The sequence below is a fragment of the Pseudocalidococcus azoricus BACA0444 genome (assembly GCF_031729055.1).
GTDB classification, from domain to species: Bacteria; Cyanobacteriota; Cyanobacteriia; order Thermosynechococcales; family Thermosynechococcaceae; genus Pseudocalidococcus; species Pseudocalidococcus azoricus.
In genome coordinates this window covers 24,475-42,356 of the sequence record NZ_JAVMIP010000020.1, presented here as the reverse complement: position 1 = coordinate 42,356, position 17,882 = coordinate 24,475, and the positions used below count along the sequence as shown (strand labels likewise).

The following is a 17,882-nucleotide window of genomic DNA, read 5'->3' as shown; positions in this document are numbered from 1 at the left end:
GAACTTTCAAGCTCTTCGGACTTATTTTGAGGCTAAGTTGTTTCCTGCTTAATCAGTTGCTCTCATGGCTTACCGATCATCTTTGTTTTTCTGTCCCAGTCATCACCCAATCACCAACTCTATCTTCATAATCCTTACGATGATAATGAACGCAAATAAACTAAAACTGCATCCAGATTGGCACTGTCCAGGTAGGCAGAGATTCAGGGTTCTCAATGGAAAACTACAATTAGGTCATGATCTAGAGTGATGCGCCGCTGTGGTTACGCCGATCTTGCCCCACCCAACCCATTTAGAACAAAGCCTGTTAGCCGAAGCGCTCAAATTAGCCAAAGCAGTCCCGACTGAGGCGGAATTAGCTGAAGACCCCCACCTCTCCCAGGCCCGGCAGAAACGGCTCCTAGAAATTCGGGCCCAATTGGATCGGTTGGCCCATCCCCTCCAATCTCATATCCCCAAGATGCAAGATATTCCCGTAGGGGTGCGCTTAACCTTTGCCCAGGCCTGTATTCTCTTGAGTCACTATCCCCATCTTGGGGCAGCCCAGTGGTATGGCACGATAATTCCCAATACTCTGCAGCGATTTCAACCGGAACCCATTCCGCCAGCCTTAACCAGGATTGATGCGATTACAGAACTCTGGGCTTGGTTTGACTTACCCGCAGAAACCTTGAAGGCGTTTAAGCAGGAACTCAGTCAGTTAGAGAGCCAATTTAGCCAACATCATCGGGTCATGAAACGACTCCGCCAGGCCATCCAGGAAACCTCGGCATTGAGGGTGTTTCAGGCAATTTTTGGTGAGTTACCGATTCCGGCTGAATGCTTGGCCTGGGGCAGTACCGATTGGCAACTCTATTTTTGTCTCAGTTATGAAAACAGTTGTCTCTGTACCTGGAACTCCCAAGGACATCCGAACTTCCAGGCCTGGAATCAACTCACCCCTGAGGCCCGTACTGAAATCCAAACATTTTTGGACAAACTCAATCAATTTAACTATGAAAAATTTGATCGCTTTCCAATTTTCGGGGCCTGTGAGGGCAGTCAAATCAATTGGGCCTGGCTGCAAGAATTAGCCGCAGATCTGGCCCTGCCACCCAGTCACGTAGTCCGAATTTTAACCCGTTCTGTCAGCATCTTACCCACGGCTAAAGCAGAAGCCTTTTTAATTCATGATATTTGGGGCCACCATTGGCAACTTTGGCTGACCAGTTTCTTGAATGATTATGAATTTTTAAGTGATTGTGGCGCGCCCCTCTGGCCGGGGGAAACAGCCTATACGCCCTATGGCCCCCTGGCCTGTCGCGAGTTATTTGATTGGCATCAGGGGCAAGTCCAGTTAGATCAGGCGCGGGCAAGGTTATTTTTCCATGGTGAAGTTCAGCAACGCTTAGGCTTTCTCTTTACCCATTTGCTTGGTGAAATGCTTGCGGATGTGGCTGAATTTAAGTTTGTTTGTCATTTTCCTGCCGAAGTAGATAGTTTACAAAGCTCCTCGGTGTTTGCCAATAGCCCGACTAAGTTAGATTTATCCCTCTTAGATCTTGACTTTCTGTTTTTGCGAGTCTTGCAACCTCTTCTAGAGATCAGTCTATCTATTTCTCAACCCAGTCTTTTGGAAACCGAGCTATGGCAAGAATGGCAACAGTCCCCAGGCCCAGATCACCCGGCATCCATGAATGAGTTGGCCCTCAAGTCCGCATTGGCAGAACTCTATCAACTTTTTTTTCAGGAGTTCCAGGCCTATGCTCCCAACCTGCACCAACCCACCGGGATATTTGCGGCCATGATTTGTAATTTAGTCTATTTACAAAATGTGGTGAACAGTCTCTATCTGCATCCCCTGGCCCAATCGGAAATTCCCCTGCGTGATCTACTGTTGGTCTTTATTGGCTGTTACTGTTCTCAAAATTGTTATGAAGAGTTTTGGTCTATTGATGATGTTTTAGCTGCTTACTTCCTGCCCTGTTGTCAACACTTAGGAGACTGGATTAATGGATAAAATAGTGTTACCTATATAGTAATCATGCTTGGAAATGAGCAGCACCACCTTTATGACCATAAAACTATGGCATGAACAAATCGACTTAAATCTCTATCCGTATTTGGGGGGATATGGAAAAAACTTTGATATAATTACCTATTATTTGGCTTGAATTTGTACCAGAAGAGATGTCTTGAGATTTTTTATAAATGAAACTTGAAGAAGTTGTTCCTTGGGGCAGAACATTAGAAGAATACAAGTTGATGTTTAATCTATCAGAAATAGATTTAAACCTAAAAATTCTCGGATGTGGCGATGGCCCAGCTAGTTTTAATGCTGAGATGACTGAGCTAGGTCACTCTGTTGTATCTATTGATCCGATTTATCAATTTTCCACTGAACAAATTGAGCAGCGTGTTCGAGCTACTTACGAGTTAGTGATTTCACAGGTGAAGCAAAACTCTAGTCACTACATCTGGAAGAACTTCGAAAATGCCGATGAGCTTGGCAAGTCTCGTCTCGGCGCAATGGAAAAGTTTTTATTAGACTATGAATCTGGAAGAGTTTCAGGGCGGTATTTATGCCAATCTTTGCCAAACCTAGAATTTTCTGGTGATCAATTTCAATTGTGTCTATGTTCTCATTTGCTCTTCTTATATTCAGAACAGTTATCCCTTGATTTTCATTTGGCTTCGATTTATGAACTGATGCGAATTTCTCCAGAGGTGAGAATTTTTCCATTACTGAACCTTGCCGGTGAACAATCCTTGTACCTTGATCATGTTTTAGAAGATTTATCTAACAAAGGCTATGATGTGCAAGTTCAACTTGTAGGGTATGAGTTTCAAAAGGGTGGGAATCAGATGTTAAAAATTAGTCGGTAATGGAGTATGGCATAAGAGCTTCCCATTGTGAATAATATGCAGTTATAGCGTTACGCAGGCTGTTCTGAGAGAGTAGAAATCTTAGAAAGACTGCCCATAAAGCATTTCCTGACTTGTCCCTATTCAACCCTGAATGAGTAACGCTATAATAGTGGCAGTGAAAAAAACATAACCACTCCTATTTGAGCAACATATGATGGGGATGGATGCAGGGAATTTATTAATCTGACGGGTCAGTAAGGCAGGAAGTAATGAAGTGGATCGAGCAACTATTGGCTACAAATCTAATGCAAAAGCCCTGATCAATTTTTGTTTAGTTTGGGGCAGAGCCTTCTTCTGACTGGGCCTGGAGTTCTTCAAGGATAGATTTTGTTAAGGCTGGGCAACGGAACACCATATCTGTGTCTCCCATCATGATGATGTCCCCGTGATATAGACAGGCTGCTCCTTGACTTTTTACACCGTTGATTAGAGTGCCATTGCGACTAGAAATATCTTGAATCGTGTATGTTGGCAGCGGCTCTCCGGGAATACATTTCAGAACAGCTTGGATGCGAGAAACATATTGGTCAGGAACTGTAATGTCACACTCTTTACTGCGGCCAATATTCCAGGCCAGTTGACCCTCTAAGGAATGTTTAGCGACTACCTCCCCTTTCTGGTATAAAACAAGCCAGGCCTGGTGTATTGAAGGCGCGTCCATAACCAACCCGAAACTACTATACCCATCATAGATAAAAAATATTTATATTTTGGTAATTTTAAAACTTTATCTCCAGGCCAGCTATCTCCATATCTGCGCGCATTAGTGCTGAAGTCCTTGCGGCCAGAATTGAGTGTGAAACAATAGGGGAAGTGGATCAGCAAAGGAAAACAGGCCATGAGAGAATTCCCCGCAGCCTTAGAAGCATTTTTAGCCGATTGCGAGTCTCTGGGACGATTGCGTTTAGTCGTCACCAATGATGTAGCCGTTCTGGAAATCCAGGCCCCCCTGACCAAAGTGTTTTATGCCGATTTACCCCAAGGCCGATATGCCAATATGCACGCGGGTGAGTTTGAATTTCATTTGAATTTAGACCAAGTGATCGCCGTCAAGTTTGAAGCAGGCCAGGCCAAGCGGGGTAACTTTCCCACCTATGCGATTCGCTTTATGAGAACTGAGGACAAACCAGCCTTAAGTGCTTTTTTACAGTGGGGCAAACCAGGGGAATATGCTCCGGGACAAGTCCAGGCCTGGGAAACGCTGCGGTCAAAATACGGGGACTATTGGCCCATCAACCACCCAGAGTAGTTTATACAGGGGGAGATTTTTGCTCTAAGAATTCTAGAGGCAGGCCATCCCGATCTTGAATGAAGGCAACATCATAAACCTGATCTCCGATCATTTGTTCTGTGACGGGTAAGAGCATTTTCCAGGCCAGGCCTTGTTCTTTTACCCTAAGTTCCAAACTAGCTAACCAATCTGCCAAGGTTTGACCGGGTTCCAAGTGATCCGTCAGATCAAAGGACAGGTGGTAGTAGCCAACATAGTGGGGATCACCAAAGGCATCGGGCGGCGGGGCTGGACGGGGAATTTGAATTAACTCAATCCTTGTTCCCAGACCGGTCATCCAGCAGGCTAAAGTCTCCCCCGTCGTGAATCGGACTTCTACCGTAAAGCCAAGAAGTTCATAAAAGGCCAGGGCCTGGTGAATCTGGGCCGTGCGAATTGACACATGATGCAATCCCATACCTAATTTAAACCGCGGCAGGAGTCACTTCAATGGACGTTGAAGACTGTTCAGACTCATGATGGGAATTATGATGCACGGGCTGGCTGGGGTGAATCGCTTCCCATTCCTCCAAGAATTGCTGGGGGTCTTTCGCCGCCGCCAAGGGTAATGCTCCTCCAGGGCCCACCAGGGGACGCAAACCATTCAGTTCAGCTAAAATTGCCGTCCCGTTATTGATCACCACTGCCAGAATCGGATCTAAGGCGAAAACAACCCCGGACACCATTGCCCCTAAGTTGGGAATGGCCACAATCGCTGTATTTTGCCAGACAATATCCATGGCCTGTTTGGCAATCCGAATCGCCAGAGTAAGTCCTCGCAAATCATCTTCCATCAGCACCACATCGGCCGTTTCCCGGGCAATATCAGTCGCCCCCGCAAAAGAAATCGAAACATCGGCATAGGCTAAAGCGGCAGAATCGTTAATCCCATCCCCACAGAAGGCCACCACTCGCCCGGATTCATGCAACCCTTTGACGACTTCGACTTTGCGCTCGGGGAAGGCTTCGGCATAGATGTGCTTTTGTTGGATGCCCAACTCGACCGCCACGGCCTGGGCCACCCGCCCCACATCCCCACTGAGCATATAGGGGGTAATGCCCGCGCCTTGGAGTTCTTGGATAATTTCTTTGCTCTCAGCCCGGATCGGATCACTGTAGAGAATCACGCCCAAAAGTTTTCCATCACCCGCCACATAAACCAGGGAATTGCGTCCGGTTTGCAGTTCAGGATGGTGGTGTTCTAAATCCGTCAGGTCAATCTCATATTCCTTCATCATCCGGCGGCTACCGACCAAGAGATTGATGCCTTGCACCCTTGTGACAACCCCCAGGCCAACCTTGTATTCCCAATCTTCACAGTCGGTTAGTTCTAAATGATCATGCTGGGCCTGGCGGACAATCGCCGTAGCTACGGGATGGGTTAACCCCTGTTCCGCACTGGCAGCCATGGCTAAAATTTGCGGCCCAGTATAGTCCGGATGCATCACGACAATATCGGTGACACCGGCATGGCCTTGGGTCAGAGTGCCAGTTTTATCGAAGACAACCGTATCAATCCGAGCCAAGAGTTCAATCGCCCGCCCACTGCGAATTAAGACCCCATGTTGGGCCGCATAGGTGAGAGCGGAAAGAATGGTCGTTGGGACCGAAACCCGAATCCCCGTCCCTAAATCTAAGGTCAACAGGGCAATGGCTCGGTTCAAGTCCCCAGAGAGTAAGCCCACCGCCGCCGAAATGCCTAAGGTTGGAATCACAGCCTGGTTGGCAATCATCCCGGCATAATTCTCAATCCGGGTATCATGGACGGGAGCGGCCTGCATTAAACCGACAATCACCCCGGCCCGCGTTTGGTTGCCGACCCGTTCTGCCAAGATCACCATCTGCCCTTCAACTAAGAGCGTCGAAGCAAAGACCTCCATCCCCTCAGTGCGAGTTACCGGAACTGATTCCCCCGTCAGTTTGCATTGATCCACCAGGCCCGTGCCTTTAATCACCATCCCATCCACCGGAATTTGATCGCCTGGATAGACCACGACCCGATCCCCCACGACCACCTCTTTGACGGGAATTTCAACCTCGACCCCATCCCGTTCCACAAAGGCGAATTTACCCAAGCAATCCAATAAATCCAAGGAGGCCCGTTCTGAACCCCTAGCCGTTAAATCTCGAATCGCCTCGCCCCCTTCAATCAAGCCCAACATAAAGGCTGGCGCAAAGTAATGCCCTTGGGCCGTATGTAGGGAAATGGCTAAGGCATCCAGGAAATCAATGGTTAACTCCCGATCTTGTACTAAGGAATCCCAGGCCCGCTTCATTGCTGGAAGGGCCGCTGCCATCACCACCCCGCCAATAACCACCCCAGGGATCGGCACGCCCAACAAGGCCGCCAAACTCAAACTTAAACTTAAGGCAGGTAACCCCATCCGCTCCCAAAGATTCACCGTTTCGGCTTCGGGTTGGCAACTATCGACTTCGGCCGCCAGGAGGGGAACATCGGGTAAAACAGCGGCTAATTCAATGGATTGATAGATCTCGGCCTGGATCACAGCCATGGAGTAGCCCAAAACTTTGAGATCATATGCCACAACTAGGGAACGAGCAGGAGGATTCACACGCACAGAGGTAACGGCGTTAATTTGGCTGACAACGTGGAGCAGTTTTTCCCCATATTCCACGTCATAGCCTAGGCGAGGAATCCGAATCCGAAAGCGGCCGGCAATCCAGTGAACAACTTGAAATTTAACTTGGGGAGCTTGACTAGCGAGGTGCGGATTGATGGCGGTAGTGGGGGCCTGGGGAGAAAGTAGGGAATTGGGGGCAACGACGTTCATCAAAACTTCCTATTGGGACAAATGCCTTATTGGATAGCTTAGACGATGCAACCTAAAAATCAAGGTAGTCAAGGGATTATTTCTAGCGAATTGAGTTTATCTGTTGAGCTTGATGACTCCTGATTCCTAAGCAATCGCGATAATTGAGGAGTCTAATTGGTGGGGACATCCTAAATCATGAGCAACCTAAAGATCATTGAAACACCAACAGCAGGAACCTCGGCAAGTCCGATGCTCACGTCAACCGTATTGTTTCATCTGGCCTTCCCGGTCTCCAATATCAGCGATACCAAAGCCTATTATGTTGAGGGCCTGGGGTGTACCTCAGGTCGTGAGAATGCCCATTGTTTAATCCTGAATCTGTATGGTCATCAACTGGTTGCCCATGTGACTACCGATCCCCTTGAGCCACCCAAAAGCATTTATCCCCGTCATTTTGGTTTGATTTTTACTGCCGAAGCTGATTGGGAAAGACTGCGCAACCAGGTAGGACAGCAGCAATTAGGATTTTTTCACCCCCCCAAAAACCGCTTTCAGAATTCTCTGTTAGAGCACAAAACCTTTTTTCTAGCGGATCCATTTCACAACCTAATTGAAATTAAATATTATCGCCATCCTGAAGCAATCTTCGGGGCCCAAGGTTATGATGCCATTGGCGACCGTCCCGTTACGGAAGCATCCTCTGGATGATTAAAAACACTGCGCCAACCTAAAACACAACACTTACACCAAAACAGCTAATCCTGGGAAGGACGATTATCTAGAACCGCTCTTTCCAGAAATTGAGGATCAAAAAATACTTTGACTTCTGACCCAGTAGCCAGGCCAATTCCAGGCCCTGCGGAAACCTCCTATATTTTTACCCGTGTAATTATTAAGAGGAAACTTGACATTTAGTCTCAACACCTTAAAGATACTTTTAGACAAAGTTTTCCGTCCAATAAATAGCTGGCTGCTTTGTATTTTGGAAGTAGCAGTATAGCCAACTTGTCGGTCTCGCCTCCCGGTTCATTGTTCGTTATAGAGAAATGACGACTAAAATTTTAGATATTAGCGTTGGTTAGCATTTCCTTATGTCACTGAAAGAAGTTAAAGAACAAGCCTTTAAATTATCGCTGAGCGATCGGTTGACTCTGGTAAATCTCATTGTTGAGTCCCTTCAGGAAGAACTCAACCATCAGACCAGTCAAACAGAGTCAGTTGTAGAGCCATCTGTTTATATTCCCAGTAGTTCTATTCAAGGGCGTTTACGTGCGGAACGGACAGAACTGATTAATCAAATGCGGGGATTATTAAAATCAGATCAGCCTGCGCCTACAGATGCTGAAGTTCAAGCTATGTTAGGAGAGCGATTGGTAGAAAAATATACATAATGAGAGTTTTAGTTGATACCAATATCATTCTGGACTTCTTACTGGAAAGAGCACCGTTTTTTATTGATGCGGAAGCATTATTTCAGGAGATAGCCTCTGGTGAGATTATTAGTTATGCTACGGCGACAACGTTAACAGATATTTTTTATATTGCAAGACGGCATACTCAAAGTATTGAACGGGCAAGACAAGTAATAGAAATCACATTGTCAGCTATGGAAATTTGCCCCGTTGATCGTTCTGCATTAGAACTAGCGCTGACATCCACTACATTAGATTTTGAGGATGCGGTGCAAATTGCGTGTGCATCAACTCAGAGCTTAGATGCAATTGTTACCCGCGACGCTTATTTTTCTACTAGCTTAGTCCCTGTGCTGTCCGTAAGTCAGGTATTGCAAAAACTAGCAACACTTGAGTAGCTTTTATGTGGTGTCAGCAGCCCAAAAACTGTGAGAGAAAAACTTCTCAAAGCTCAATCATTCAAGCTCAGAGGTCGAACATTCGAGGGGTGTAGATCAGATTAGCGTGGAATAACTAGCCCCGCCAAGTCCAGGCCGGGCAGCAACTTCCTACATTTTTCCCTGTGTAATTATTGAGTGGAAACTTGACATTCTGCCTAAACACCTCAACGATACTTTTAGACAGAATTTTTCCACCTAATAGTATAGTTACGCTGATCCATATGGTGGTAGAGAGGTGATCCGAGGCTATCTGTTTGCAGCTAGGGTTTCGTTGAATCGCATCATTTTGTTTGTTGTGGAAATGCTCGATGAGTCAAGTCCCAAGTATCGTCTGGCATGGCTATAAAGTCTGCACGAAAGTTGCGATCGGAAAACTGACGTAGAATTTCACCGCTAATGAATTGGATATTCATCAAGAAGCTTCCAATATCTAATCGTGAGAAGTCTTTGGCTTCATAGCGACTTTCAACATAGTCTGGGAGCTGTTTCACCACAAGTAACACCGTTTCTCGATCAAAATTGGGCAAATGTCCAGCGGTTTTATCTACTAAGTTCTCTAAATTATGTCCGTAGCCATGTTTCTTGCTCGCCAAGGTCTTCTCGTCAATTCCTTGAGCCATGAGAGCACCTTTCAGCAGTAGTTCTGTCGCAATACAGCAATTCTGAATTACAGCATATTTGCTAAATGAACCTAATACTGTTGCTGCTGCTGCCTCAAGTTGTTGTTTTGCCAGATACCACCATTCCACCGTTTTATCTGGTAGTTGCCCTATTTTCTCTAGATCATCGAGTCCATATACAAAATCCATTAGGTCAATAACCTGATCAAAAAAAGCCAACCCAGACTGTGTATCAGTAAACAGCCATCGTTTTTGTATCTCAGGTACATCGGTTAAGAAATTGATTGGATTGATTACAGGTGAACCATAAATCACTGGAATCCGCAGAGAAAAGAACACGTCCCGAAACATAAACACACCTACATGCATAGGTGGCATGTGAAGATCAGATGGACGGTACAGTTCACTGTATATGTGATTAACGATGTTGAAAAGTGGATCCCATTGAAGCATAGAACTGCTTCTAGGTTGCAAACGCTGTGCAATTTTCATGTACGCCGCTAGAGGACGTTGAAAGGGTTCTGATCCCTCTTGGATTAGTTCAGTGTCTACTTCAATAACAAGCTTCGTTAAATCAATTTCTTCTGCCACTTCTGCACTTGGACGAAATTACATCACCATGTTACATAATGCTACAAGCCAGCAGCCCAAATAGATAATTAAGCGCAAGAAACCTGATATCCTACTTAAAATTAGACACCAATCAGCCATGACAAATCTGGAAGCTTGTAAAATCTCCTCAAACTCATATTCACCCAGTTCTATCCGATGGGGAAAGAGCTACACTAACCCTCAGAACAATAGTAATCTATCTGAGATTGAGCTTTGGTGGAACAATAATGCGGGCAAAAGCTTTTCGTTTTGCGGGGTTACTGGAACAAAAACAATGAGTAATGGGTTATGGGAACCTTGTCAAACAAAGGACTTAGGGCTGAGGCATATCAATCAAGTTAAACCTAATTCTCTTTTAGATACCTTGGCTATGTTTTGCTCAATTGATGACAAGAATGAAATAGAGGCTGTCGATCTAGATCATGAGAATGATTTTCTTGTTATCCATGCAGATCGCATTATTCCTGTTTACCAAGTCCAGCAAACTAGATATGAGCCACGTTTGCTACCTCGTAAATTTGTCTTCCTCCTGAATAAATAATCTCAATCAGGGCTTATCTTTCTTCTTCTGTAGGCCTTGGGCAGAGATTGTCGTGATACTTAACATATTGGTGCTGTGGACGGTGCAGAGATCATTTGTTTGCAGCCTATTTTTGACTACCGCCGCTGATTTGAGTCGTTAGGTAAAATAACTCTTGAGTAGTCAAAGCATGAAAGAAACGCCTCTCAGAGGTCGAATATCCAAGCTCAGAGGTCAACCGTTCCAGTAAAACTCCTTGCCAAGAGTCATGATTTTCGGCAAGCTAGCTGATAATTAAGACCAAAGCGGGGGTGAACGATCTATGAGTAGCCAAAAAGAAGAAATGCTCACCAGAGCCAAAACGGTGTTTAATGCCGCCTCAGATTACTTTGATGCTCCAGCCTTATCATTCTGGAATCGCTATGGCCAGCAAACTATTGATCAGCTTTCGCTGCGGCCCGGTGCTCAGGTTTTAGATGTGTGTTGTGGCAGTGGGGCTTCGGCTATTCCGGCGGCGATTCGTGTTGGCCCCACAGGCCATATTATGGGGGTTGATTTAGCGGAATCTCTGCTAGAACTGGCTCGGCAAAAATCCCAGGCCAAGGGATTGAAGAATATCGAGTTTCGCTGTGGAGATTTTGAGAATCTGGGTCTGCCCGATGGCTGTTTTGATGCCGTTGTCTGTGTCTTTGGGATTTTCTTTGTCCCGGATATGGAAGCAGCGGTGCAAGAGTTATGGCGGATGGTACGGCCTGGGGGCAAGCTAGCGATTACGTCTTGGGGAGAAAAAGTTTTTGAACCGGCAAACCAGGCCTTTTGGGAGGTACTGGCAGCGGAACGCCCAGACTTAGCCAAGACAGTTACGCCGTGGGAACGAATTCGCCATTCCGATACACTCCAGGCCCTGCTGGAAGCCGGGGGAGCAACCCAAGTGCAGGTTTTGAGCCATATTGGCAGCCACAAACTGACCGCAGCGGAAGACTGGTGGACGATGGTTTTAGGGGGTGGTCTGAGAGGGATTGTCAATCAACTTAATTCCGCCGAGTGGGAACAGGTACGCCAGGCCAATTTAGATTTCCTTCAGAGCAATCAGATTCAGGCCTTAGAGGTTGATGTTTTGTATGCGATCGCTGAAAAAATTAGGAACCTAACTTGAGGCTTCGGCGGAGGTGGATTCTGGATTCGTTAGACTCTCACTCGCTGGGGGAGTAGGGGCATTGGCTTCATTGGCCGCCTGTTCCCGCCGTTTCCGCTCAACTTCAACTAATTCCGCCATGATCTTTTGAGCTTGGATCATCTTATCCAGATTGCTGCGGTAAAGTTCTAAATCCTTTTTAACCTTATCCACAGGTAGATTCACCACAGGGGACAGTTGCTCAAGACTGGCCTCTAAGGTCGTTAACTCTTGGGTGAGATTACCCGCCGCTTGCTCTAAGAGATGATATAGCCCAATGGCCTGTAAGCGGCTGTACTTGGTCTGGGGATTATTCACCGCATCCCGGAGAGAATTGTGCCATGGGTCTCCCCCTTCACTAATCCAGGCCTGGAGCCGAGTTTGTAATTCCCCTAGTTCTAAGCCTGCCAATTCTTCCCAGCGAGACGCATCGGCCTGGAGTTGTTGGGGATCAAATTCCTCGGCAATAGCAAAGGAGGTAAAAATAGAGTTCCGGTCAGTTTCGGGGCGATACCCGGACATGAAGTGGTTATAGGCCGTGACAATTCCTAAGGCTAAGAGGGGGCTATAGACAAAATTGGTATTAACCCGCAGGAGATGGACTTCCACCAAAAGTTCTTCCACAAACCGCCGAAAAATTGAGTGGATGGGGCGAGTGTGGGCTGCGTAGAAGGCTTTTTTAGTGTCGGAAACGGTTCGGGTGATTTGCACGGTGAATAACTGAAACAAGTCCTTACCTATTGTCGCGGTTTGTTGATCTTTTGCCTAGAGAACCAGAAATTATCAAAGCTGGCCTGGGACTGAGGGACTAACCTATGGCAAACTAATCGCGCTCCTGTCCTATGAACATAGTCTCTTAAGGGTTAGGGTTTGGCCTGGTTAATGGGCTGCTGTAGCCAGGTTTCCCCACGGATGAGGGTGTGTTGTTGCCAGGCCGGATCGGTTTCCGGGTAGTCTGAGCGAAAATGACCGCCGCGGCTTTCGGTGCGAAATAGGGCACTTTTGAGAATCAGGTAAGCAATATCCAAAAGATTTCGCAGTTCAATCCATTGCTGTAAAACCTTGGCCTGGTTTGAGTTGACCTTAATTCCCTGAGTGTGAGGTTGGTGGTGGATTAGATATTGACCGATGGGGAGTTGATGCAGAGTAGTTCGCCAGGCCTGGACTTTCTCGGTTGCGGCTGTCAATGGGGTTTCATGGCGGGAAATACCAGCACTTTGCCAAACTAATTGGGGGAGTTGGCGGCGAACGCCTTCACACCAGTCAGCATCCACATGAGGGATTTCTAGGGGGTCTGAGGGAGGCCATTGGGGCAAACTATCGGGGTGAGTAGTAGCGGGAAGTTGGAGGGTGGCTAACTGCTCGGAAAAAACAAAGCATTCAAGCAAAGAATTACTGGCGAGCCGATTGGCCCCATGCACCCCTGTACTGGCGGTTTCCCCAACAGCGGCGAGGCCGGGTAAATCCGTTGCCCCGTAGAGATTGGTGACAACGCCTCCCATCCAATAGTGGGCTGCTGGGGAGACGGGAATCGGGGTTTGGCTAACGTCAATGCCCCAGGCCTGGCAGACTTGGATAATTTTCGGAAACCGATAGTGAAGACGTGGGAGGGGAATCGGGCGTAAATCTAACCAGACCTGTTCTGTTTCAGTGGCTTGGAGATGGTGGTAAATGGCCCGACTGACGACATCGCGGGGGGCTAATTCACCATCTGGATGATAATCAAAGACAAACCTGCGCCCAGTGGCATCAACCAAGTGGGCCCCCTCTCCTCGCACTGCTTCGCTGATTAAAAATCGCGGGGCCTGAGGCAGTTTTAAGGCCGTGGGATGGAATTGAATGAACTCTAAATCGCGCACTGCCACCCCCGCTCGCCAGGCCATCGCCACCCCATCCCCGGTACTAATGGCTGGATTTGTAGTTTGGGCAAACACTTGACCCCCACCTCCGGTGGCTAAAACCACTAATCGCGCCGGTAGCCATTGCAGTTGACCTAGCCCTAAGACACAAACACCCACGCAAGCAGTTCCCTCAGGATTTAACCACAGATCTAAAACGTGCCAGGCCGGGAGCAGAGTAATGTTGAGGGACTGATGGACTTGTCTGAGAAGGGTGGTGACAAGGGCCTGGCCGGTGGTATCAGCCGCATGGAGAACGCGGGGGTGGGAATGGGCGGCTTCTAGGGTTAAGGCCGGTTGCTGATTGGCATGATCAAAGGCGACCCCCATTGCTAAAAGGCGGGCAACTTGGGCCGGGGCCTGGGAAACGAGGAAATTAACAGACTCGGGATCGCAAAGACCAGCCCCTGCTTTAAGAGTATCCCTGGCATGAAATTGGGGAGAATCCTCAGCTGCAATGGCCGCCGCCATCCCCCCTTGGGCCCAAATACTGGCGGATTGATCGAGGGTATCTTTGGTTAAAACTCCAACTCGATAGACTTTAGATAGGGTTAATGCCGCGCTCAAACCCGCCGCCCCAGAGCCAATGACGAGGACATCAAAGACAAAAGGAACAGTAACGGGGACAGGAGGAATCGAGATAGAGGACATGGTAACTGGCCTGGAGTTGAGAGGAGGAACTGAGACTAAAAACTTGTGATTAGTCCATCGCGAAAACGCCCAGGCCAGTCAAACCTAATCAGACTTATTTATACAGGCCGTTATTATAGCGATCTCCCCCTTCAACGAGGGCTGTCTCTACTTCTGTGACTGTAAAATTATCAAAATTAGCTTGTAAAATTTCTTTTTGCCGTTCCGACAGGCCAGGAATATTCAAGACATCCTCTACCGACTGATAGGGAGCATACTGGATGATTTTCCGGGCCAAGGTGGGATACAAGCCCCGATATTCGATGAAGGCGGCGATGTTCGTGTTATTCAGGTCAATTTTCTGACCATAGGCACTGCCTAACTTTTCATCGACGACATTGACAATCGGTTCTGTAGATTCCGCAGCCGTGACTGGCATCACCCAACCCATCCAGCCCAATGACAGGACGACAAGCAGACAGCCCAGACTGAACCAGCGGCCAAAGCGTTGCATAATTCTCTCCCTCTCAATATGTTTCATATAGATGCAGCACAATATGAAAATCAGCGATCAACGTCAAATGTGTTCAGCGGGTCATTAAATTGACAAATCAGCCCCAAAGACTCCCAGCAAGTCGCCAGAAATGGGAGATCGCCTCATTCAAAAACCCTCATTAGTAGAGCGTATCATCTCGCTTGATCCTCATTGCGAGGAATTGTTGTAAATCTCCAAAGGTTCCGGTGTAGATGGGGACTGGGGCTTCATAGCCTTTTAAATTAGCCAGTTGGAGCCGAAAGGAAATGGCTTTGGGATCTCCATCCCGCCCGGCAAGATAGCCATAGGTAGTTGCTCCCAGAGCCACATCCACAGCCAGTTCTTTAGTAGCCGATTCTAAGCGAAAGGCGGCATTGACTGTATCTCCCAAGGCCGTATAGTCTGGGCGATCCCCACTGCCTGTATTGCCAACCATGGCATAGCCTGTGTTTAAGCCCGCCCCAACGCGAATCGGTTTATCCAGGCCATAGTCAAGGTGGAGGCGACTAGTCATTTGGTGGAGATCATGGAGGGCCAGGAGCACCCGCTGCATATCCTGCACTGAGACTTCTGTGCTGCTGTGGATCCAAACGGCCATGACCGCATCGCCAATGTATTTATCCACCCAACTTCCATACTGACGGATAATATTTCCGGCCTGGTGAAACCACGTGCCCATGACCTCCGAAAGCAGTGCCTCATCTAACTGGCGAGCTAGCACTGTAAAGCCGCGAATATCCACGACTAAAACTGAGAGAAGACGGCGGACATGGAGTAAAACCGTTGCGGATCCTTCGTGCTTTTCGGGGGGATGATCGAGGTTTAAGCCGAGGGTAGCACTATCTTCGTGGGGCTGGCTGACTGGGGCCTGGGCAAAAAACTCTAACTCCGTTTGTCCGAAGGTGATGTGATCCCCATGCCGTAACGAGACTGGGACATTCACCCGCCGACTGTTCAGAAAGGTGCCATTCCGACTCCCCAAATCAATTAAATAAAACTCGTTGGGGGCCATCGCTTGAATCATGGCATGGTTGCGGGACATCCACCGATCCGGGAGGGGAATGGAATTATCGTCTCCACGGCCAATTGTCCAACAACTACTATCGGTGAGGGTAAAGTAACAATTGCCGTCTTCAGTGCGCAGGAGCAGATAGGGACTTTTCGGGGGCGCAAGGGGGGGGGCGAGAACCTCAGCAGGAGTAACACCCTGATTTTGGAGGGCATTGAGCGTCTCTTGCTGTTTTAAGATAATCGCGACAAGTTCTGCGGCAGGTAAACCAGACAACTGGTGTGGATCGTAGCTTAGAACTGGATTGAAAACCTGCTGGGGTGAGGGTTGTTGGCTCTGCATGGCGGTCGGACAGGCTGCACCCGATGTGTCGCTTTCTATTGTAGGCATCCCGGCCTGCGAGAATCGTTATAATTCATCCCAAACTGAGGCAGAACATGGCAACTAACAAATCCAACAGTCCCAAGGGCAACAGTCTATCCCTCCTGGATCAGTTGATTTGGGCCGTGTTGGGCTTGATGCTGACGGTGGTGGGAACCTTTGTGGAAGCGGTGGTGGCTCTGCCCCAATTCTTTAATCGTCAGGGACAATGGCAACTTCCCACGGATTGGCAGGCTTTAGGTACGTACCCTCTTCCTGTTTCGATGCAGGTGGCGGCAGTGCTGTTGGTGGGCTGTATGGGGGGGCAGTATCCGGCCATGATTTCTCAGATCGCCTATTTGGGCCTGGGGTTAGCTGGGTTTCAAATTTTCTCCCACGGCGGTGGGTTGAATTATTGGCAGGAGCCGACCTTTGGCTATTTGGCGGGGTTTATTCCGGCGGCTTGGGTCTGTGGGATGCTTGCGTTTCGTCAGTCCCCCCGAATTGAGCAATTTTTTCTTAGTTGTCTGGCTGGCCTGGGGATTATTCACACCTGTGGGTTATTTTATTTGATGGCCCTTGGCCTGGGAGACCGCTTACCCCTGCCACTTTGGGCCTTAGTCCAACAATATTCTCTTTATCCGTTACCTGGACAAATTATCATCGCCTGTCTAGTAGCCCTTGTGGCTAGGATTTTACGGGTTGTCTTGATTTACTAATTTGCCTACTTTTTTGACAGGTTTGCAGTTGGCCTAACAATCCAATCTCTAGGCGGAATTTCCCGATTGATGGTAAAAACATGGGTGTGAGCAGGCATTAGTGATGGTCAAGAAAATTTTACAGCTACAATTTAGGCGGTATCTGGTATCTCTGGGATTGGCAGGCCTGGTGATTTTTGCGGCAATTCATTGGGTAAGAGTTTCTGCTTCCATGCCAACTCCCTCAGTTTCCGCAACATCTTCTTTATCCGGCTTGGCCGCTCTCAGTCCCGATCAGACCATTCCTAATTTGTCCCTTATTCCTCCCCCCTCAACCCCAAATCCCCCGGCCCTAATCAGCACCCAGGCCAATGTCACGGCCCCAACTCCCGCAGTATCCCAGGCCCCTACACCATCCCCAAATTTGCCTACCAGTTGTACCGCTACTTTACCTGCCCCGCTCTGGTTCAATGTGGCTATTCATCCCAGTAACTATGGAGACCGCTTTCGCCAGGACGCACAGGGAAGACCAGTCACAAATCAATACCTGATTGTTTTACATGAAACCGTTAGCTCTGGGTTAGCAGCCATCAACACCTTTCGCACTTATCACCCCCGCGATGAGGATCAGCGCAGTTACCATGATCTGATTTTATTGGATGGCACCATTGTCCATTTATTGGATTGGCAGAAGCGGGCTTTTGGGGCGGGTAACTCAGAGTTTCGGGGCGAGGCAGTCCAAACTAATCCCAACTTACCTTCATCGGTGAATAATTTTGCGCTGCACTTTAGTCTAGAGACCCCACCGAATGGATATAACAATGGCCCACGTCATCAGGGTTATACGGCGGCTCAGTATCGGTCATTGGCCTGGTTAGTGGCGCAAACTCGCCTGGGGGATGACCGGATTACGACTCATAAAACTATTGATCGGGCCAGTGGCAAGCAGGATCCACGCAGCTTTGATAGTCGACAGTTCCAGGCCTGGTTAACGGAATTTCGCCAAAGTTTGTGTTAGACCGC

General features: G+C 48.0%; 18 protein-coding genes. 10 read left to right on the top strand and 8 right to left on the bottom strand.

All coding sequences use genetic code 11. The annotated features are described in order from the left end of the window. The first annotated feature begins 259 nt into the window (after positions 1-259). Together RIF25_RS14565 and RIF25_RS14560 are read left to right on the top strand one after the other, a co-directional pair. On the top strand, positions 260-1,999 hold the full coding sequence (locus RIF25_RS14565) for a hypothetical protein (protein WP_322879252.1): 1,740 nt from the start codon (positions 260-262) through the stop codon (positions 1,997-1,999). A 191-nt stretch (positions 2,000-2,190) separates the two neighbouring features. Continuing rightward, entirely contained in the window at positions 2,191-2,865 is a 675-nt protein-coding gene (locus tag RIF25_RS14560; protein WP_322879251.1) for an SAM-dependent methyltransferase, read from the top strand. A gap of 313 nt (positions 2,866-3,178) precedes the next feature. Here RIF25_RS14560 and RIF25_RS14555 read toward each other — a convergent pair whose 3' ends face one another. After that, positions 3,179-3,568 (bottom strand): FHA domain-containing protein, encoded by a 390-nt coding sequence (locus tag RIF25_RS14555; RefSeq protein ID WP_322879250.1) that lies wholly within the window; start codon positions 3,566-3,568, stop codon positions 3,179-3,181. A 177-nt stretch (positions 3,569-3,745) separates the two neighbouring features. Here RIF25_RS14555 and RIF25_RS14550 point away from each other — a divergent pair, with 177 nt between their 5' ends. Beyond that, a complete protein-coding gene (locus tag RIF25_RS14550) occupies positions 3,746-4,156 on the top strand; it encodes a ChuX/HutX family heme-like substrate-binding protein (protein WP_322879249.1) in 411 nt (136 codons plus the stop codon). A gap of 1 nt (position 4,157) precedes the next feature. On the opposite strand, the gene RIF25_RS14545 is transcribed toward RIF25_RS14550, so the two are convergent. Beyond that, complete coding sequence (locus RIF25_RS14545) at positions 4,158-4,589, bottom strand: VOC family protein (RefSeq protein WP_407682441.1); 432 nt, start codon at positions 4,587-4,589, stop codon at positions 4,158-4,160. A gap of 13 nt (positions 4,590-4,602) precedes the next feature. After that, positions 4,603-6,969: a heavy metal translocating P-type ATPase gene (locus RIF25_RS14540; RefSeq protein ID WP_322879247.1), complete on the bottom strand. Its 2,367-nt coding sequence runs from the start codon at positions 6,967-6,969 to the stop codon at positions 4,603-4,605. Positions 6,970-7,200: 231 nt separating this feature from the next. On the opposite strand from RIF25_RS14540, the gene RIF25_RS14535 reads away from it, so the two are divergent. The 3 genes from RIF25_RS14535 to RIF25_RS14525 all read left to right on the top strand — a co-directional run bounded on the left by RIF25_RS14535 (position 7,201) and on the right by RIF25_RS14525 (position 8,761). Beyond that, entirely contained in the window at positions 7,201-7,659 is a 459-nt protein-coding gene (locus tag RIF25_RS14535; protein WP_322879246.1) for a VOC family protein, read from the top strand. A 383-nt stretch (positions 7,660-8,042) separates the two neighbouring features. Further along, positions 8,043-8,342 carry a hypothetical protein gene (locus RIF25_RS14530; protein ID WP_322879245.1) on the top strand — a complete coding sequence of 100 codons (300 nt, stop codon included), beginning with the start codon at positions 8,043-8,045 and terminating at the stop codon, positions 8,340-8,342. Further along, positions 8,342-8,761, top strand: coding sequence for a PIN domain-containing protein (locus RIF25_RS14525; RefSeq protein ID WP_322879244.1), 420 nt, complete (start codon positions 8,342-8,344; stop codon positions 8,759-8,761). The genes RIF25_RS14530 and RIF25_RS14525 overlap by 1 nt, the downstream gene beginning before the upstream one ends. Positions 8,762-9,084: 323 nt before the next feature. Here the strand turns inward: RIF25_RS14525 and RIF25_RS14520 are convergent, their stop codons facing one another. Then, positions 9,085-10,014, bottom strand: a complete 930-nt coding sequence (locus RIF25_RS14520; protein ID WP_322879243.1) for a hypothetical protein — start codon at positions 10,012-10,014, stop codon at positions 9,085-9,087. Between the two features lie 295 nt (positions 10,015-10,309). Between RIF25_RS14520 and RIF25_RS14515 the strand changes: the two genes are divergently transcribed. Together RIF25_RS14515 and RIF25_RS14510 are read left to right on the top strand one after the other, a co-directional pair. Then, positions 10,310-10,576 carry a hypothetical protein gene (locus RIF25_RS14515; RefSeq protein WP_322879242.1) on the top strand — a complete coding sequence of 89 codons (267 nt, stop codon included), beginning with the start codon at positions 10,310-10,312 and terminating at the stop codon, positions 10,574-10,576. A 301-nt stretch (positions 10,577-10,877) separates the two neighbouring features. Further along, a complete protein-coding gene (locus tag RIF25_RS14510) occupies positions 10,878-11,711 on the top strand; it encodes a class I SAM-dependent methyltransferase (RefSeq protein ID WP_322879241.1) in 834 nt (277 codons plus the stop codon). On the opposite strand, the gene psb29 is transcribed toward RIF25_RS14510, so the two are convergent. The 4 genes from psb29 to RIF25_RS14490 form a co-directional block, all read right to left on the bottom strand. Continuing rightward, on the bottom strand, positions 11,703-12,458 hold the full coding sequence (psb29, locus tag RIF25_RS14505) for a photosystem II biogenesis protein Psp29 (RefSeq protein ID WP_322879240.1): 756 nt from the start codon (positions 12,456-12,458) through the stop codon (positions 11,703-11,705). The two genes, RIF25_RS14510 and psb29, sit on opposite strands and share 9 nt — an antisense overlap. A gap of 134 nt (positions 12,459-12,592) precedes the next feature. Further along, entirely contained in the window at positions 12,593-14,278 is a 1,686-nt protein-coding gene (nadB, locus tag RIF25_RS14500) for an L-aspartate oxidase (RefSeq protein ID WP_322879239.1), read from the bottom strand. 94 nt (positions 14,279-14,372) lie between these two features. Beyond that, positions 14,373-14,771 (bottom strand): photosystem II complex extrinsic protein PsbU, encoded by a 399-nt coding sequence (gene psbU / locus RIF25_RS14495; RefSeq protein WP_015123602.1) that lies wholly within the window; start codon positions 14,769-14,771, stop codon positions 14,373-14,375. A gap of 160 nt (positions 14,772-14,931) precedes the next feature. Next, a complete protein-coding gene (locus RIF25_RS14490; protein ID WP_322879238.1) occupies positions 14,932-16,191 on the bottom strand; it encodes an adenylate/guanylate cyclase domain-containing protein in 1,260 nt (419 codons plus the stop codon). Between the two features lie 47 nt (positions 16,192-16,238). On the opposite strand from RIF25_RS14490, the gene RIF25_RS14485 reads away from it, so the two are divergent. Together RIF25_RS14485 and RIF25_RS14480 are read left to right on the top strand one after the other, a co-directional pair. Beyond that, positions 16,239-16,880, top strand: coding sequence for a biotin transporter BioY (locus tag RIF25_RS14485; RefSeq protein ID WP_322879237.1), 642 nt, complete (start codon positions 16,239-16,241; stop codon positions 16,878-16,880). A 103-nt stretch (positions 16,881-16,983) separates the two neighbouring features. Next, positions 16,984-17,877 (top strand): N-acetylmuramoyl-L-alanine amidase, encoded by an 894-nt coding sequence (locus tag RIF25_RS14480; protein WP_322879236.1) that lies wholly within the window; start codon positions 16,984-16,986, stop codon positions 17,875-17,877. Positions 17,878-17,882: the final 5 nt, after the last annotated feature.

Bases quoted from the DNA above. Each gene is read 5' to 3' on its own strand.
- RIF25_RS14490 (WP_322879238.1), bottom strand. From the start codon at position 16,191: ATGCCTACAATAGAAAGCGACACATCGGGTGCAGCCTGTCCGACCGCC.
- RIF25_RS14510 (WP_322879241.1), top strand. From the start codon at position 10,878: ATGAGTAGCCAAAAAGAAGAAATGCTCACCAGAGCCAAAACGGTGTTT.
- RIF25_RS14535 (WP_322879246.1), top strand. From the start codon at position 7,201: ATGCTCACGTCAACCGTATTGTTTCATCTGGCCTTCCCGGTCTCCAAT.
- RIF25_RS14530 (WP_322879245.1), top strand. From the start codon at position 8,043: ATGTCACTGAAAGAAGTTAAAGAACAAGCCTTTAAATTATCGCTGAGC.
- RIF25_RS14550 (WP_322879249.1), top strand. From the start codon at position 3,746: ATGAGAGAATTCCCCGCAGCCTTAGAAGCATTTTTAGCCGATTGCGAG.
- RIF25_RS14555 (WP_322879250.1), bottom strand. From the start codon at position 3,568: ATGGACGCGCCTTCAATACACCAGGCCTGGCTTGTTTTATACCAGAAA.
- RIF25_RS14480 (WP_322879236.1), top strand. From the start codon at position 16,984: ATGGTCAAGAAAATTTTACAGCTACAATTTAGGCGGTATCTGGTATCT.
- nadB (WP_322879239.1), bottom strand. From the start codon at position 14,278: ATGTCCTCTATCTCGATTCCTCCTGTCCCCGTTACTGTTCCTTTTGTC.
- psbU (WP_015123602.1), bottom strand. From the start codon at position 14,771: ATGCAACGCTTTGGCCGCTGGTTCAGTCTGGGCTGTCTGCTTGTCGTC.
- RIF25_RS14525 (WP_322879244.1), top strand. From the start codon at position 8,342: ATGAGAGTTTTAGTTGATACCAATATCATTCTGGACTTCTTACTGGAA.
- RIF25_RS14515 (WP_322879242.1), top strand. From the start codon at position 10,310: ATGAGTAATGGGTTATGGGAACCTTGTCAAACAAAGGACTTAGGGCTG.
- RIF25_RS14560 (WP_322879251.1), top strand. From the start codon at position 2,191: ATGAAACTTGAAGAAGTTGTTCCTTGGGGCAGAACATTAGAAGAATAC.
- RIF25_RS14485 (WP_322879237.1), top strand. From the start codon at position 16,239: ATGGCAACTAACAAATCCAACAGTCCCAAGGGCAACAGTCTATCCCTC.
- RIF25_RS14540 (WP_322879247.1), bottom strand. From the start codon at position 6,969: ATGAACGTCGTTGCCCCCAATTCCCTACTTTCTCCCCAGGCCCCCACT.